This window comes from Bacillales bacterium (assembly GCA_035700025.1).
Taxonomy (GTDB): Bacteria; Bacillota; Bacilli; order Bacillales; family DASSOY01; genus DASSOY01.
Genome location: DASSOY010000007.1, coordinates 1 through 13,884, shown reverse-complemented (window position 1 = coordinate 13,884; position 13,884 = coordinate 1). Strand labels below are relative to the sequence as shown.

The window sequence follows — 13,884 nt, the reverse complement described above, 5'->3', positions numbered from 1 at the left end:
AAAAATGTCCTCAGTTTGTGGATAAGATGTTCCACACTGTGGACATTTTTGTGGACAAATTAAAAGGAACGGGCCATCGGAACGGTATCCTCGCCCGATTCCGAAATTCCCGACTGCAACGGTTCCGGAATTTGCTGATCTTGCACAGGCGAAAACCCGAACGGTCGAAAGATTTCCGGAGAAGGCGTCACCAAGTACAACTTGCGAAAATTTCGTTGCTGTACGACCGCAAGGATTTCATGAAGAAAACGAACCATTTCCTCCATCCCGCATTTCGTCGGATTGATCACGAGCATGCGCAGCATCGCATTGTCGCCCCGCTGCTCGATCGCCACCGTGGCCATCCATTGTCCTTGTTCCGTTTCCATTATATAAAATTTTTCGTACTGCTCGCGAATTTCGTCTGCCGGAACGCCCGAGGCCGAAGCAAAATCGGCCAATGGTTCGCGGTCTTCCGCTTTCGCCCTGCGAATCGCGCTGCTCATTGTATCATTCCCCCTGAAATGAAATGGTTGGAGCTGTACCGGCCAGCCGGAACAGCTTCCCACTTTCCGTATGAAAAAGGCCCACACAAGTATGGGCCTTCGCCATCTCTACCATTTTATGATAGAAACAGAGGATTATGACTCCAGTTAAAACCATTGAGCAATCGCGTGAATCAACGACGAAAACCATTCAACGACGAAAAATTTCACCTGAATCTCGTTTTGTCGTTCGCCAGCCGTTGATTTCGCCGTCGGCTTCTGCGGTTCAGCCTCCGGTTGCTTTTTCACGGCGTCGCCGTTTTCAAAGTCCAAAAAGCAAAGCGGAGGAAACAGGACGCACCACCAGTTGGCGCCTTTGCCGCTGCCGAGCGTGATCAGCAGCGCTTCATAAATTCCGGCCGGATAAACATAGTTTCCGTATAGCTTCGTCGGAAACTGCACATCCCCGAATTTTATCGAAAATCCGTACTTTTCCTTTCGTTGCTTCAACACTTCTTCAACCGTCGTTCGAATCTCCGGCAAATGCGAACGAATCGCCTTTCTTGCCTGCTGGATCGTTTCAAGGTCTCCAACCCATCCGGCGATCTGCTTGTTAACGGCGTCGCGAACCGTTCTTTTCGTCTCTTGGTCTTGAGCAGAATTGCTGTTGGCTAGAATCCTTAAACGAATCGATTGTTCCGGAATTTTCACGTCTTCCCCTGCCGCGAACACCTTCAGCGGCTGAACATCCATGTTAAACACAAGCAATGCAAATAAAGAAAATGACAAAATCATAGCTTTCCGTTTCAATTTCATCCCCGCCCTTTCATCCGACAGTTTGGACGGGGAAGATGAAAATCATACAGGAAATCGTTCGCCGTTCCTCGACATTACTTGCCGATGACGGCCGATACAATCCTTTCTTTACCGTTAATATCGCGCAAAACCGACACTTGGGCACGATCACCGAATTGGCGGCGGATCAAACCCGAAACGGCTTCGCTCTGTCCGATTCCAATTTCAAAAGCGATCAAGCATGGGCCGCCGGTTTCGACTTTCGGAATTTGGCCGATCAATTGCCGATATAGGCTGAGTCCGTCTTTGCCTCCATACAATGCGAGCGACGGTTCGTGATCTTTCACGAGCGGATCCAAGGCCTCTGCTTCTTCCTCAGGAATGTACGGAAGATTGGAGACGATGAGATCAAATTTCTTGCCTTCATTCATGAATGGAGCCAATAAATCACCTTCGTAAAAATCGACACGTGCGCCAAGCCGCTCAGCATTTCGAACGGCAACAGCCAACGCTTCCGGCGACACATCCACCGCACTCACGTGCATCTGTTCACATTCCATGGCCAACGTCGCCGCGATCACCCCGGACCCGGTTCCGACATCGACGGCGGCCAGCTGCCGTCCGCCGAACAAGCCTGGAATGGTCTCCAGTACGTGCGCTACAAGTTCTTCCGTCTCCGGCCGCGGGATCAAAACGTCACGGCTCACGTGAAACGTACGCCCGAAAAACGGCTCCGTCCCGGTCAAATGCTGCACGGGAATGCCTCCCGCGTGCGCCCGGATCAAGTCGCCAAATACGGCTGCCGCCGCCTCCGGCATCTCCTCTTGCATTTGCATGAACAGTTGCGTGCGGCTCGCGCCGAGAGCGTGACCTAACAAAATCTCCGCCGCCCGTGCTTCACGGCCGCTTTCCGCCAAAAAGGAAGAAGCCCTTCGCAGGGCCTCATGCACTTTCATGGTTGTTCTCCATTTGCTCCGTTTGATACTGCAAGATGAGCGGATCAATAATTTCATCGAGTTTGCCCATCAAAATTTGGTCGAGCTTTTGCAGCGTCAACCCAATGCGATGATCGGTCACACGGCTTTGCGGAAAATTGTACGTCCGGATCCGCTCGGAACGGTCCCCGGTTCCGACCGCCGACTTACGGGTCTGCGCATATTCAGCTTCCGCTTCCTTCTGGTATTTGTCGTAAATCCGCGCGCGCAGCACTTTCATCGCCTTTTCTTTGTTCTTGATCTGCGATTTCTCGTCTTGGCATGATACGACGATTCCCGTCGGCTCGTGTGTCAGGCGGACGGCCGACATCGTCGTGTTCACGCTCTGCCCGCCGGGACCGCTCGACGCAAATGTATCGACGCGAATGTCCTTCTCCTGGATATCCACTTCGACTTCTTCAGCCTCCGGCAACACCGCGACCGTCGACGTCGACGTATGAATCCGCCCGCCGGACTCAGTCGAAGGCACGCGCTGTACGCGATGCGCACCGTTTTCGAATTTCAGTCGCGAAAACGCACCTTTCCCGTTGACCATGAAGACGATTTCCTTGTAGCCGCCGAGTTCCGTCGCATTTGCCTCGATGACTTCCGTTTTCCACCCATTGGCTTCCGCATAACGGCTGTACATCTTGAATAAATCCGCAGCAAACAACGCCGCTTCGTCTCCCCCGGCCGCTCCGCGAATTTCGACGATGACGTTTTTGTCGTCGTTCGGATCTTTCGGAATGAGCAGCCGCTTCAATTCTTCCTCAAGCCCCTCAAGGCGTTCACTCAATTCGTCGATTTCCGCCCGCACCATTTCTTCCATCTCTTCATCCAGGGCGTCGTCCTCGAGCATCGCTTTTGCCTCGCCCAGCTGCTGTTTCACTTCTTTATACTCGCGGTACTGTTGGACCGTTTCGCTTAAATCGCTTTGTTCCTTCGAATATTTTCGAAGTTTCTCCGGATCGTTGATCACTTCAGGATCCGTCAGCCAATCGTTCAATTGCCGATATCGCTGTTCGATCGAATCTAATCGTTCAATCACTTTGTGTCACCTCATCCTCAGTATAGAGAAAACGCATAGCGTTGGCAATGCGGTACACACCCAAAGGCAAAGACCTTACAACTGGGCCGGTTCGACCGATACCGCCGCTTCCGACCGTCCGGAAGGAGCTCCCGGCACTTGATGGCATCCGCGGCAACGGGCTTCGTACGCCTCCGATGCGCCAACCAAAATCGTCGGATCGTCGTAAGCGGCCGGTTTTCCATCAATCAGCCTTTGCGTTCGGCTTGCAGATGCACCGCATTTCACGCACACCGCCTGCAATTTGGTGACGCTTTCAGCCAATGACAGGAGCACCGGCATTTCCCCGAACGGTTGACCGCGAAAATCTTGGTCCAGTCCAGCGGCAATGACGCGAATGCCGTCGTTCGCCAGCGTCTGAACGACCGGCACGATCGTGGAATCGAAAAACTGAATTTCATCGACCGCAACGACCTTCACACCCGTCGATAAGCTTGTCAGTACGTCTTTCGCCCGTTTCACCGGGATCGCCTCAACGGCAATCCCGTTATGTGAAACCACCTCGGCTTCGCTGTATCGGTTGTCGATCACCGGCTTGAACACTTGCGTCTTCAACTTGCCGTATTGCGCGCGCCGCACCCTCCGGATCAATTCTTCCGATTTCCCGGAAAACATGCTGCCGCAGATGACCTCAAGCCGACCGCCATGATCGTGTTCGTGCATCCGCCATACCCCCGATTGGTTTATGTAAAGAAAACGTCTGCATGAAACCGGCTGTGCCGGCTGCACGACGCTGCATCCTTTCAGATCAAGCAACGAAAAACAGGCAGAGGGTGACCTCTGCCCGTCCCGCATTTCTTTTATTTAAGATTGTATTTTTTCTTAAAGCGATCGACGCGTCCGCCAGAATCTGCGAACCGTTGTTTACCCGTGTAAAAAGGATGACACTCGGAACAAATTTCCACGCGCAAGTCTTGTTTCACCGAACCCGTTTCGAATTCGTTTCCGCAAGCACATTTCACTTTCGCTTTATGATATTCCGGATGAATACCGACTTTCATCACGTTCAACTCCTTTGCCCTGATTGTATTTCAAACCAGAGTATTTTTGCATGCCAACGTACATTATAGCAGGGAGGTTACGGGATTTCAAGCCGGTTAGACATTTGTCAGCCAATCTTCGACCTTCCGGTTCGCGTTTTCCCGGCTTTGTCTTTCGAGAACATTTGGAAAAACTCTTCGTTGGATTTCGTGGTCTTAAGCCTCTTTAAGAAATGCGACACAAATTCCGGCGAGTCGTCCATCGTTTTTCGAATCGCCCATAACGTATCGAGATGTTCTTTATCCATAAGCATTTCTTCTTTTCTCGTGCCGGAACGGCGAATGTCGATGGCAGGGAAAATCCGGCGTTCCGCCAGGCTGCGGTCAAGGTGAAGTTCCATGTTCCCCGTGCCTTTAAACTCCTCATAAATCACATCGTCCATACGTGAGCCGGTATCCACAAGCGCCGTTGCCAAAATCGTCAAGCTGCCGCCTTCTTCGATGTTTCTCGCCGCTCCGAAGAAACGTTTCGGGCGATGGAAAGAGGCCGGATCGATGCCCCCCGACAACGTCCGTCCGCTCGGCGGAACAACAAGATTGTAAGCCCGCGCTAACCGCGTGATGCTGTCCATGAGAATGACGACGTCTTTCTTGTGCTCAACAAGGCGCATCGCCCGCTCAAGCACGAGTTCGGCCACTTTTATATGATTTTCCGGGACTTCGTCAAACGTTGAACTAACGACTTCGCCTTTCACCGAACGTTCGATGTCGGTTACTTCCTCAGGACGTTCGTCGATCAAAAGTACGATCAATTCAGCTTCGGGATGGTTGTTGGAGACACTGTTGGCGACATCCTTAAGCAGCATCGTCTTTCCTGCTTTTGGAGGGGAAACAATCAAACCGCGTTGACCAAATCCGACGGGAGAAATCAAATCGATGATTCGCGTCGACAACCGTCTGCCGTCGACTTCCATTTTCATTTTCTTTTCCGGATACAACGGAGTGAGCGCCGGGAAATGAACTCTTTCTTTCGCCGTGTCCGGGTCTTCCCCGTTCACCGCTTCCACGTGCAATAACCCGTAATACCGTTCGTTTTCTTTCGGCGGACGGACCTTACCGGAAACTTTATCCCCGTTTCGCAAATCGAATCTCCGAATTTGCGAAGCAGAAATGTAAATGTCTTCTGAACTGGGAGAGTAATTAATCGGCCGCAAAAAACCGAACCCCTCCGACTGTATGATTTCAAGAACCCCTTCCATGAAAGAAAAACCGTCTTTTTCCGCTTGCGCCTTCAAGATCGAAAACATCAACTCACGTTTCGTGAGTTTGCTGTAATAAGACACTTTGTATTCGCGGGCAAGCTCGTATAAATCCCGAAGTTTCATATTTTCGAGCGCCGATAAACTGACTGTCATATAGACACCACACTTTTATTAATATAATCGTGCAAATTGAATAACCGAAAGTATTAGGATGGGGTTGAAATCATATGGGAGGACGATTAAAATGCGTTGGTTTTATCATGATTACCCGAAAAGACGTTCATTTACACATCAATTCGGTTTAATCACCAAATCCGGTTTCTTCTGTAAACTATGTTTCCCGTTAATAAAACGGACCGTTCCCGATTTCGCGCGCATGACGAGCGATTGCGTTGTTCCCGTCGACCCTTTGAAACGAACGCCTTGCAACAATTCGCCGTCCGTGACGCCGCTTGCGGCGAAAATAGCATCGTCGCCTTTGACGAGATCATCCATTCGCAATACTTGCGTCACATCTTCCAAACCCATTGTACGCGCGCGTTCCATTTCTTGTTCGTTTCGCGGCGCCAATTTCCCTTGAATTTCTCCGCCGAGGCATTTCAAGGCAACGGCAGCCAGCACCCCTTCGGGAGCACCGCCGGTTCCAAGAAGCAGATCGACGCCTGTGTTCTCGAATGCCGTATTCATGGCAGCCGCAACGTCGCCGGCGGGAATGAGCTTGATTCGAGCTCCGGCTTCGCGAATTTCGCGAATGATCTCTTGATGACGCGGACGATTCAATACAGTTACGACGAGATCCTCGATGTCTTTGCCTTTTGCTTTTGCAACCGCCTTCAAATTATCGAGAATTGGTGCATCAATGTCAATTTTTCCGATCGCTTCGGGTCCGACGGCGATTTTTTGCATATACATGTCCGGTGCATGCAGCAAACAGCCGTGATCGGCAATGGCGATCACCGTTAACGCGTTCCACGTTCCGTCCGCTACGATGTCCGTACCTTCGACGGGATCTACCGCGACATCTACGCGCGGACCGTAACCGGTTCCGAGCTTTTCGCCGATATAGAGCATCGGCGCTTCATCGCGTTCTCCTTCGCCGATGACAACCGTACCTTTCATCGGAATCGTATCGAACACGTTGCGCATCGCCGTTGTCGCCGCATCGTCAGCCGCTTCCTTTTGACCGAGACCCATCCACCTTGCCGATGCCAAGGCTGCAGCTTCCGTAACCCTGACCAGTTCCATTGACAAGCTTCGTTCCATGTTCATTCCCCTTCAACAGTTTAATAACGATCAGGCACAATGGATCCACATGACGGCAGCCATCCATTGTACCATTCGAAACGACTGCCCGTTTTCCGGCCGCCTATGTAGTCGACAGCTGTTCTTCCTCTTCAGATTCTTTATCTTCACGCCAAATGTTCGCCCCGAGACCGGACAGCTTTTCTACAAGTCCGCTGTAGCCGCGGTCGATATATTCGAGGCCGGAGATCTCGGTCACCCCTTCGGCCATCAACCCGGCAACGACGAGTGAAGCGCCGGCGCGCAAGTCCGTAGCCTTCACTTTCGCTCCTTGCAAACGCAACGGACCGTTGATGATCGCCGAATTGCCTTCCACTTTCAAATCGGCGCCCATCCGCCGCAACTCGTCGATATGCTTGAAACGGGACGTATAAATCGTCTCGGTTACGAGACTTGTTCCCTTTGCTCGCGTTAACAACGATGTCAGCGGCTGCTGCAAATCCGTTGGAAATCCCGGATACACAAGCGTCTTGATGTCGATATGTTTCAAATCGTCGTTTCGGCGGATCATGATTTGATCATCGCCGAATTCGATGTTCACACCCATTTCACGCAGCTTTGCGGTTAAGGACTCGACGTGTTGAGGGATGACGTTGTCAATCAACACTTCGTCGCCCATCGCAGCCGCGGCAATCATGAACGTTCCAGCTTCTATTCGGTCGGGAATGATCGAATGGCGGCAGCCGTGCAGCTCTTCGACACCGTCGATACGGATGACGTCCGTTCCAGCGCCCTTGATTCTTGCTCCCATGCTTGAAAGCAGGGTGGCGACATCAATGATTTCCGGCTCTTTTGCGGCATTTTCAATGACGGTTCGTCCTTTTGCCTTGACGGCGGCAAGCATAATATTGATCGTCGCGCCAACGCTGACAACGTCAAGATAGATTCTAGCGCCCGTCAGTTCCTCGGCGCGCAAATAGATCGCTCCTTGTTCGTTCGTCACCTTCGCTCCGAGCGCTTCGAACCCTTTAATATGTTGATCGATGGGACGCGGACCGATATTACAGCCGCCCGGCAATCCGATCACGGCTTTCTTGAAGCGGCCGAGCATCGCCCCCATCAAATAGTAAGACGCCCGAAGCTTCTTTACGCGGCCGTTTGGCAGCGGCATCGATATCATTTGCTCCGGATTGACGGTCAGCGTCTGGTCTTCGTAACGGACCTCGCCGCCGATTTCCTCAAGCAATTGCGACAAAATGCGTACATCGGATATATCGGGCAAATAATCGATCGTTACGGGTGAATGGGCCAATATCGCCGCCGGAATCAAAGCTACGGCACTGTTTTTTGCTCCGCTGATCTGAACGGTCCCGTTCAACGGATGGCCGCCTTCGATCAGTAACTTCTCCATGATCAATCGGACTCCCTTCGAAAGAAAGCTGGTACCCTTGCCCGCGGCTGGAGAACAAGCGGGATTCCCGCGGTTTCCGGAAACCCTGCGGCAAGCGTCGACCAACCCGGAAAGTTCGTTTACTTTCCTTGATGTTTCTCCCAGTCTGCAAGAAATTTGTCGATTCCTTGATCGGTTAGAGGATGTTTGACGAGCTGTTGAATCACTTTAAACGGAGTAGTTGCAATATGCGCGCCGCGTGCGGCTGCTTCCGTCACATGAACCGGATGCCGGATCGACGCAGCGATGATATTCGTCGGAATTTCGTGCAAATCAAAAATTTCGGCGATTTGCGAGATCAGCGCTAAGCCGTCATGTCCGATATCATCCAGTCTTCCCAAAAACGGGGACACATATGTGGCGCCGGCACGCGCAGCCAGCAACGCTTGATTGGCGGAAAAAATCAATGTGACGTTCGTATCGATGTCGAGATCGGAAAAAGCCTTCACCGCTTTCAAGCCTTCCAGCGTCATCGGCACTTTCACAGTAATGTTTGGGGCAATTGCCGCCAGTTCTTTTCCTTCTTCGACCATGTCCTCCGCTTTCTCAGAAACGACTTCCGCGCTGACGGAGCCGGAAACGATGCTCGTAATCTCGCGCAGCCGTTCATGAAAATCAGCGCCTTCTTTGGCCACCAGGCTCGGGTTTGTCGTTACCCCGGCGAGAATGCCGAGCGCGTTCGCCTCGCGAATTTCATCTAAGTTCGCCGTATCAATAAAAAAATTCAATGCTGTTCACCTCTTGAGCTCATTTTCTTATAAGGACGGGCAATCATTTAAGCTTTTCCCGAAGATCCAAACTCACGCATCTTGTTGATAACCGTTTCTTTGATGGCTTCGCGCGCGGGTCCCATATATTTACGCGGATCGTACAGATCGGGGTTTTCGGCCAATACTTCCCGTACCCGTTTCGCCGACGAGATTTGGCTTTCCGTATTGACGTTGATCTTTGCCGTTCCGAGGGAAATGGCCCGCTGGATATCGGCGGTCGGTATTCCCGTGCCGCCGTGCAAAACGAGAGGGAGTTTCGTAATGTTCTGCACTTCCTCCATTTCTTTGAACCCGAGATTCGGCTCGCCTTTGTACGGTCCGTGTACCGATCCGAGCGCGGGAGCCAAGCAATCGACGCCGGTGGCCTCGACGAGCTGCCGGCACTCTTCAGGCACGGCATACACTTCTTCAGGAACGATGACATCGTCTTCCTGTCCGCCGACGCGCCCGAGTTCCGCTTCTACGGATACCCCGACCGCATGAGCCGCGGCAACGACTTGTTTCGTCACTGCAATATTTTCGTCAAGCGGATAAGCGGACCCGTCGATCATTACGGAAGTAAATCCAGCTTTGATCGCTTGTATGCATTTTTCGAAACTCGATCCGTGATCAAGGTGAATCGCCGCCGGAACCGTAATTCCGTATTCTTCCATCAACGCTTTCACCATATCCACGACCGTCTTGAAACCGCCCATGTAACGCGCGGCTCCTTCGGAAACTCCGCAAATCACTGGTGACTGCTCGGCTTCCGCTGCTTGCAGGATGGCTTGCGTGAATTCCAAGTTGTTCAAATTAAACTGACCGACCGCATACCCCCCGGCTTTCGCGTCCTCCAACATTTTTTTCATTGAAACCAACGGCATCTCTCTTCCTCCTTCATTTCTCTCGGGTCAGTGGACCCATCCCAAACAGTTCGTTTCCTGCTCGTTCTATATCATCTCTTGCCGATAAGTTGTATGTAAGTCTATCGCATCCATTCTATCTTAATCTTCTTCATCTCTCAAGCCTGCACGGTCCGTTCGGGAAGAGAATCTGTTTTCATTCCGTCATCGACAGCGAATCAAGCGAGTTCTTTCTTGATCAGATTGAGCACTTCTTCAATGTCGAACGGTTTCGAGAAATACGTGAGTGCTCCGCGCCTCATCGCTTCTTCAATCATGTCCAGCTCCCCGTAAGCAGTCATGATGATGACCTTCGTTTGGAAATCTTGTTCGTTGACGCGTTTCAAAATCTCCAACCCGTCCATGTTCGGAATCTTCATGTCCAGCAAAATAAGATCCGGATGGTGCCGCTCGACCATCGACAATGCTTGAATGCCGTTTGAAGCCTGGAAGGTTCGGAACCCCTCCGTCTGTAAAATTTCCTTGAGCAAGACACGAATGCCGTATTGATCGTCCACAATGAGAATTTTTCTGTTCTTCCAGCTCTCATTACCCATAGTAGAAGTCCGTCTCCTTTCACATTCTACACATGACCCCTTTTTATTAAATTCGTGAAAACTGCCCTTTTTCCTCTAATTTTTCGTATTTCTGTAAAAGGAGAGGAGAGAATAGAAGCGGATTCGCCTCGAAAATAAGTGGATTTTGAAAAATTCGCCGCAAAAAAACACGCGGAAGAACTGAGGGGTTCCTCCGCGTGCTTGAATCGTCTGGTCTATACGTTGCCGCCGCCGATCGCCGCTTGGATGAAGTCGCGGAACAATGGGTGCGGGCGCGTCGGCCGTGAAACAAATTCGGGATGGAACTGAGAAGCGACAAACCACGGATGGTTTTCCAACTCGACAATTTCGACCAGCCGTCCGTCCGGACTCGTTCCGGAAATAACGAATCCGGCGTTTTCCATTCGATCGCGAAATTCATTATTGAATTCGTACCGGTGGCGGTGGCGTTCGTAAATCACCGGTTCGTTATAGGCCTGCCATGCTTTTGAGCCTTCTTTCAGCTTGCAAGGATAAAGGCCGAGCCGAAGCGTCCCGCCGAGATCTTCGATTTCCTTCTGCTCCGGGAGCAAATCGATGATCGGAAAAGGCGTTTCCGGGCAGATTTCTGCCGAATGCGCCTCTTTCCAATTTAAAACGTTCCGCGCAAACTCGACCGAAGCCAGCTGCATGCCGAGGCAGATGCCGAAAAACGGAATGTTGTTGACACGCGCGTAATGGATCGCTTCGATTTTTCCGTCCGTTCCGCGATCCCCGAAACCGTAAGGAACGAGAATGCCGTCAACGTCCCCGAGCCATTCGCCGGCATTGTCGCTGTGAATGTCTTCTGAAGCGATCCATTTGATGTCGATTTCCGTATCGAAAGCATATCCGGCATGACGCAACGCTTCCACAATGGAAATGTAAGCGTCCTGAAGCGCCACATATTTCCCGACAATGGCAATCGTCTTGCGGCCGGACAAATTCATCACTTTGTTGACGAGCGCTTTCCATTCCGCCATGTCGGCTTCCCCGTTATTCAACTTCAAATGGCGGCAAACGATGTCATCCAAATGTTGCGCTTGCAAGTGCAAGGGAACTTCATACAACGTGTCAGCATCGCGCGCTTCAATAACCGCAGCCGGATCGATGTCGCAAAACAAAGCGATTTTGTTTTTCATGTCTTCGGAAATCGGCATTTCCGTGCGGGCGACAATGACATTCGGTTGAATCCCGATGCTGCGGAGTTCCTTCACACTGTGTTGGGTCGGTTTCGTTTTCATTTCCCCGGCCGCCTTTAAGTAAGGCACGAGCGTACAATGAATGTACATCACATTGTCCACGCCGATGTCGCTCTTGATCTGGCGAATCGCTTCCAAAAACGGCAAGCTTTCAATGTCGCCGACGGTTCCGCCGATCTCGGTGATGACGACGTCCGAATTCGTCTCTTTCCCGGCCCTGAACACGCGTTCTTTGATTTCATTCGTCACGTGCGGAATGACTTGAACCGTACCGCCTAAGTAATCGCCGCGCCGTTCTTTGCGAATCACTGCCGAGTAAATTTTACCTGTCGTAACGTTGCTGTACTGGCTCAAGTTGATGTCGATAAACCGTTCGTAATGACCGAGATCAAGGTCGGTTTCCGCGCCGTCGTCCGTTACGAAAACTTCCCCGTGCTGGTACGGACTCATCGTACCCGGATCCACGTTAATGTAAGGATCGAATTTTTGAATGGTCACCTTCAATCCCCGGTTTTTCAACAACCGGCCGAGTGATGCCGCCGTAATGCCCTTGCCGAGCGAGGATACAACACCGCCGGTCACGAAGATGTATTTCGTTGACATGAAAACCGCCCCTTCCCAAATAACTATGATTAGAAAAAAGTGCTGCAGTTGCGACAGTAATCCGCTTTCGATACGGTAAAAATATAAAAAAAACAAAAGCGACTCCGCGCACGCACGGGGCCGCTTTCGCTTATATTGGCGTTCATTGAATTCCTGTTAAGCCCAAAAATGATTGTACCGAGCAAGGGACAAAAAGTCAAGCGGGATCAATCATTTTCTTCTTCGTCATCCTGATAAGTCTCGTCTTCCTCATCGTCGTAAAGATCCTCATCAAAATCCTCATAATCTTCGATCTCGTCCTCATAATCGTCGTCCGCGCCAACGTCATTATCGTCATCGTAGTCTTCGTCCTCGAGAACTTTCGGCTCTTTCTTTTTCTTTCTTTTCCGTTTCGGTTTCGGAATTTCGATGTCATCTTTGTTTTGATCGAACGGATACCATTGTTTCAATCCCCAATGATTCTCGCCGATGAATTTGAAACGGCCGTCCACGTTCATATTTGTATAAAAGCGAGCGATGTGTTCAGCGGCGTCCTCTTTAGAGAAAGCTTTCGCTTTTTTGATTTGATCGGCAAGCTCCTGAAACGGCAGCGGTTGTTTCTCCGCCTTCAAAATTTCGAAAGCGAGGTCGACCATCGACAATTCTTTCTTCATTTCCTTCGAAACGTTAAGCCCCACGCGAAGCACCTTCCTTTCGTTTTCATACCCATCCACCATTATAAACGATTTTATGAAAAAAATAAGGGAGAGGCCGCATTCAACCTCTCCACATAAAATATACTGAACGTTCGCCGTTTGCAAGTTACATATTCCGGCGGTATTTCCCCCCGACTTCATAAAGCGCATTTGTGATTTGCCCGAGACTCGCGTATTTGACGGTTTCCATCAATTCCGCGAAAATATTGCCGTTTTCAAGAGCTGTCCGCTTCAAACGGTCGAGCACCTCTTGCGTGCGGTCTTTGCGAGCGTCCTGGAACTTTCGCAAATTCCGGATTTGGCCGTCTTTCTCCTCTTTCGTCGCCCGCGTGAGCTGCACTTCTTCTTCCTCTTCCGGCGGGTTCGGATTGATGAACGAATTCACGCCGATGATCGGCAAATCGCCGTTATGCTTCTTCATTTCGTAGAACAACGATTCCTCTTGAATTTTACCGCGTTGGTATTGCACTTCCATCGCACCAAGCACACCGCCGCGCTGATTGATCCGTTCAAATTCCGCCAGCACCGCTTCTTCTACGAGGTCGGTCAATTCTTCGACGATGAACGATCCTTGATGCGGATTTTCGTTTTTCGCCAAACCGAGCTCTTTCGTGATGATAAGCTGGATCGCGCTTGCGCGCCGCACCGACTCTTCCGTCGGCGTTGTGATCGCTTCGTCGTAGGCGTTCGTATGGAGCGAGTTACAGTTGTCATAAATCGCAAGCAGCGCCTGCAGTGTCGTCCGAATGTCGTTGAAGTCCATTTCCTGCGCATGCAGCGAACGCCCGGACGTTTGAATGTGATATTTCAGCTTCTGACTTCTTTCGTTAGCGCCGTAACGCTCTTTCATCGCAACCGCCCAAATTCTTCTCGCGACCCGGCCGATGACCGTGTATTCCGGATC

15 protein-coding genes are annotated in these 13,884 nt (G+C 51.2%); all 15 read right to left on the bottom strand.

Features of this window, described 5'->3' with window-relative positions:
- Window positions 1–59 precede the first annotated feature (59 nt).
- Window positions 60–485, bottom strand: coding sequence for a hypothetical protein (locus VFK44_01290; GenBank protein HET7626996.1), 426 nt, complete (start codon window positions 483–485; stop codon window positions 60–62).
- A 147-nt stretch (window positions 486–632) separates the two neighbouring features.
- Entirely contained in the window at window positions 633–1,274 is a 642-nt protein-coding gene (spoIIR, locus tag VFK44_01285; GenBank protein HET7626995.1) for a stage II sporulation protein R, read from the bottom strand.
- Window positions 1,275–1,354: 80 nt separating this feature from the next.
- Window positions 1,355–2,215, bottom strand: coding sequence for a peptide chain release factor N(5)-glutamine methyltransferase (gene prmC, locus VFK44_01280; protein HET7626994.1), 861 nt, complete (start codon window positions 2,213–2,215; stop codon window positions 1,355–1,357).
- The gene (gene prfA, locus VFK44_01275) at window positions 2,202–3,281 is read right to left on the bottom strand and encodes a peptide chain release factor 1 (GenBank protein ID HET7626993.1); all 1,080 of its coding nucleotides are present in this window, start codon (window positions 3,279–3,281) and stop codon (window positions 2,202–2,204) included. Before prfA ends, prmC begins: the two co-directional genes overlap by 14 nt.
- Window positions 3,282–3,356: 75 nt before the next feature.
- Entirely contained in the window at window positions 3,357–3,983 is a 627-nt protein-coding gene (locus VFK44_01270) for a thymidine kinase (protein HET7626992.1), read from the bottom strand.
- A gap of 137 nt (window positions 3,984–4,120) precedes the next feature.
- Window positions 4,121–4,321 (bottom strand): 50S ribosomal protein L31, encoded by a 201-nt coding sequence (gene rpmE, locus VFK44_01265; protein ID HET7626991.1) that lies wholly within the window; start codon window positions 4,319–4,321, stop codon window positions 4,121–4,123.
- A gap of 107 nt (window positions 4,322–4,428) precedes the next feature.
- Window positions 4,429–5,715 carry a transcription termination factor Rho gene (gene rho, locus VFK44_01260; GenBank protein HET7626990.1) on the bottom strand — a complete coding sequence of 429 codons (1,287 nt, stop codon included), beginning with the start codon at window positions 5,713–5,715 and terminating at the stop codon, window positions 4,429–4,431.
- 138 nt (window positions 5,716–5,853) lie between these two features.
- Window positions 5,854–6,825, bottom strand: a complete 972-nt coding sequence (gene glpX, locus VFK44_01255) for a class II fructose-bisphosphatase (protein ID HET7626989.1) — start codon at window positions 6,823–6,825, stop codon at window positions 5,854–5,856.
- A 103-nt stretch (window positions 6,826–6,928) separates the two neighbouring features.
- Window positions 6,929–8,215: a UDP-N-acetylglucosamine 1-carboxyvinyltransferase gene (locus tag VFK44_01250; GenBank protein ID HET7626988.1), complete on the bottom strand. Its 1,287-nt coding sequence runs from the start codon at window positions 8,213–8,215 to the stop codon at window positions 6,929–6,931.
- A 119-nt stretch (window positions 8,216–8,334) separates the two neighbouring features.
- Entirely contained in the window at window positions 8,335–8,982 is a 648-nt protein-coding gene (gene fsa / locus VFK44_01245; GenBank protein HET7626987.1) for a fructose-6-phosphate aldolase, read from the bottom strand.
- Window positions 8,983–9,029: 47 nt separating this feature from the next.
- Window positions 9,030–9,887 (bottom strand): class II fructose-1,6-bisphosphate aldolase, encoded by an 858-nt coding sequence (fba, locus tag VFK44_01240; GenBank protein ID HET7626986.1) that lies wholly within the window; start codon window positions 9,885–9,887, stop codon window positions 9,030–9,032.
- Window positions 9,888–10,084: 197 nt separating this feature from the next.
- The gene (locus VFK44_01235; GenBank protein HET7626985.1) at window positions 10,085–10,462 is read right to left on the bottom strand and encodes a response regulator; all 378 of its coding nucleotides are present in this window, start codon (window positions 10,460–10,462) and stop codon (window positions 10,085–10,087) included.
- A 215-nt stretch (window positions 10,463–10,677) separates the two neighbouring features.
- Window positions 10,678–12,285 carry a CTP synthase gene (locus VFK44_01230; GenBank protein HET7626984.1) on the bottom strand — a complete coding sequence of 536 codons (1,608 nt, stop codon included), beginning with the start codon at window positions 12,283–12,285 and terminating at the stop codon, window positions 10,678–10,680.
- Between the two features lie 206 nt (window positions 12,286–12,491).
- Complete coding sequence (gene rpoE / locus VFK44_01225) at window positions 12,492–12,962, bottom strand: DNA-directed RNA polymerase subunit delta (GenBank protein HET7626983.1); 471 nt, start codon at window positions 12,960–12,962, stop codon at window positions 12,492–12,494.
- A 124-nt stretch (window positions 12,963–13,086) separates the two neighbouring features.
- Window positions 13,087–13,884: methylmalonyl-CoA mutase family protein (locus VFK44_01220; GenBank protein ID HET7626982.1), on the bottom strand; the 798-nt coding region annotated here is incomplete at its 5' end.

Bases quoted from the DNA above. Each gene is read 5' to 3' on its own strand.
- VFK44_01290 (HET7626996.1), bottom strand. From the start codon at position 485: ATGAGCAGCGCGATTCGCAGGGCGAAAGCGGAAGACCGCGAACCATTG.
- prmC (HET7626994.1), bottom strand. From the start codon at position 2,215: ATGAAAGTGCATGAGGCCCTGCGAAGGGCTTCTTCCTTTTTGGCGGAA.
- VFK44_01270 (HET7626992.1), bottom strand. From the start codon at position 3,983: ATGCACGAACACGATCATGGCGGTCGGCTTGAGGTCATCTGCGGCAGC.
- rpmE (HET7626991.1), bottom strand. From the start codon at position 4,321: ATGAAAGTCGGTATTCATCCGGAATATCATAAAGCGAAAGTGAAATGT.
- rho (HET7626990.1), bottom strand. From the start codon at position 5,715: ATGACAGTCAGTTTATCGGCGCTCGAAAATATGAAACTTCGGGATTTA.
- glpX (HET7626989.1), bottom strand. From the start codon at position 6,825: ATGGAACGAAGCTTGTCAATGGAACTGGTCAGGGTTACGGAAGCTGCA.
- VFK44_01250 (HET7626988.1), bottom strand. From the start codon at position 8,215: ATGGAGAAGTTACTGATCGAAGGCGGCCATCCGTTGAACGGGACCGTT.
- fba (HET7626986.1), bottom strand. From the start codon at position 9,887: ATGCCGTTGGTTTCAATGAAAAAAATGTTGGAGGACGCGAAAGCCGGG.
- VFK44_01235 (HET7626985.1), bottom strand. From the start codon at position 10,462: ATGGGTAATGAGAGCTGGAAGAACAGAAAAATTCTCATTGTGGACGAT.
- VFK44_01230 (HET7626984.1), bottom strand. From the start codon at position 12,285: ATGTCAACGAAATACATCTTCGTGACCGGCGGTGTTGTATCCTCGCTC.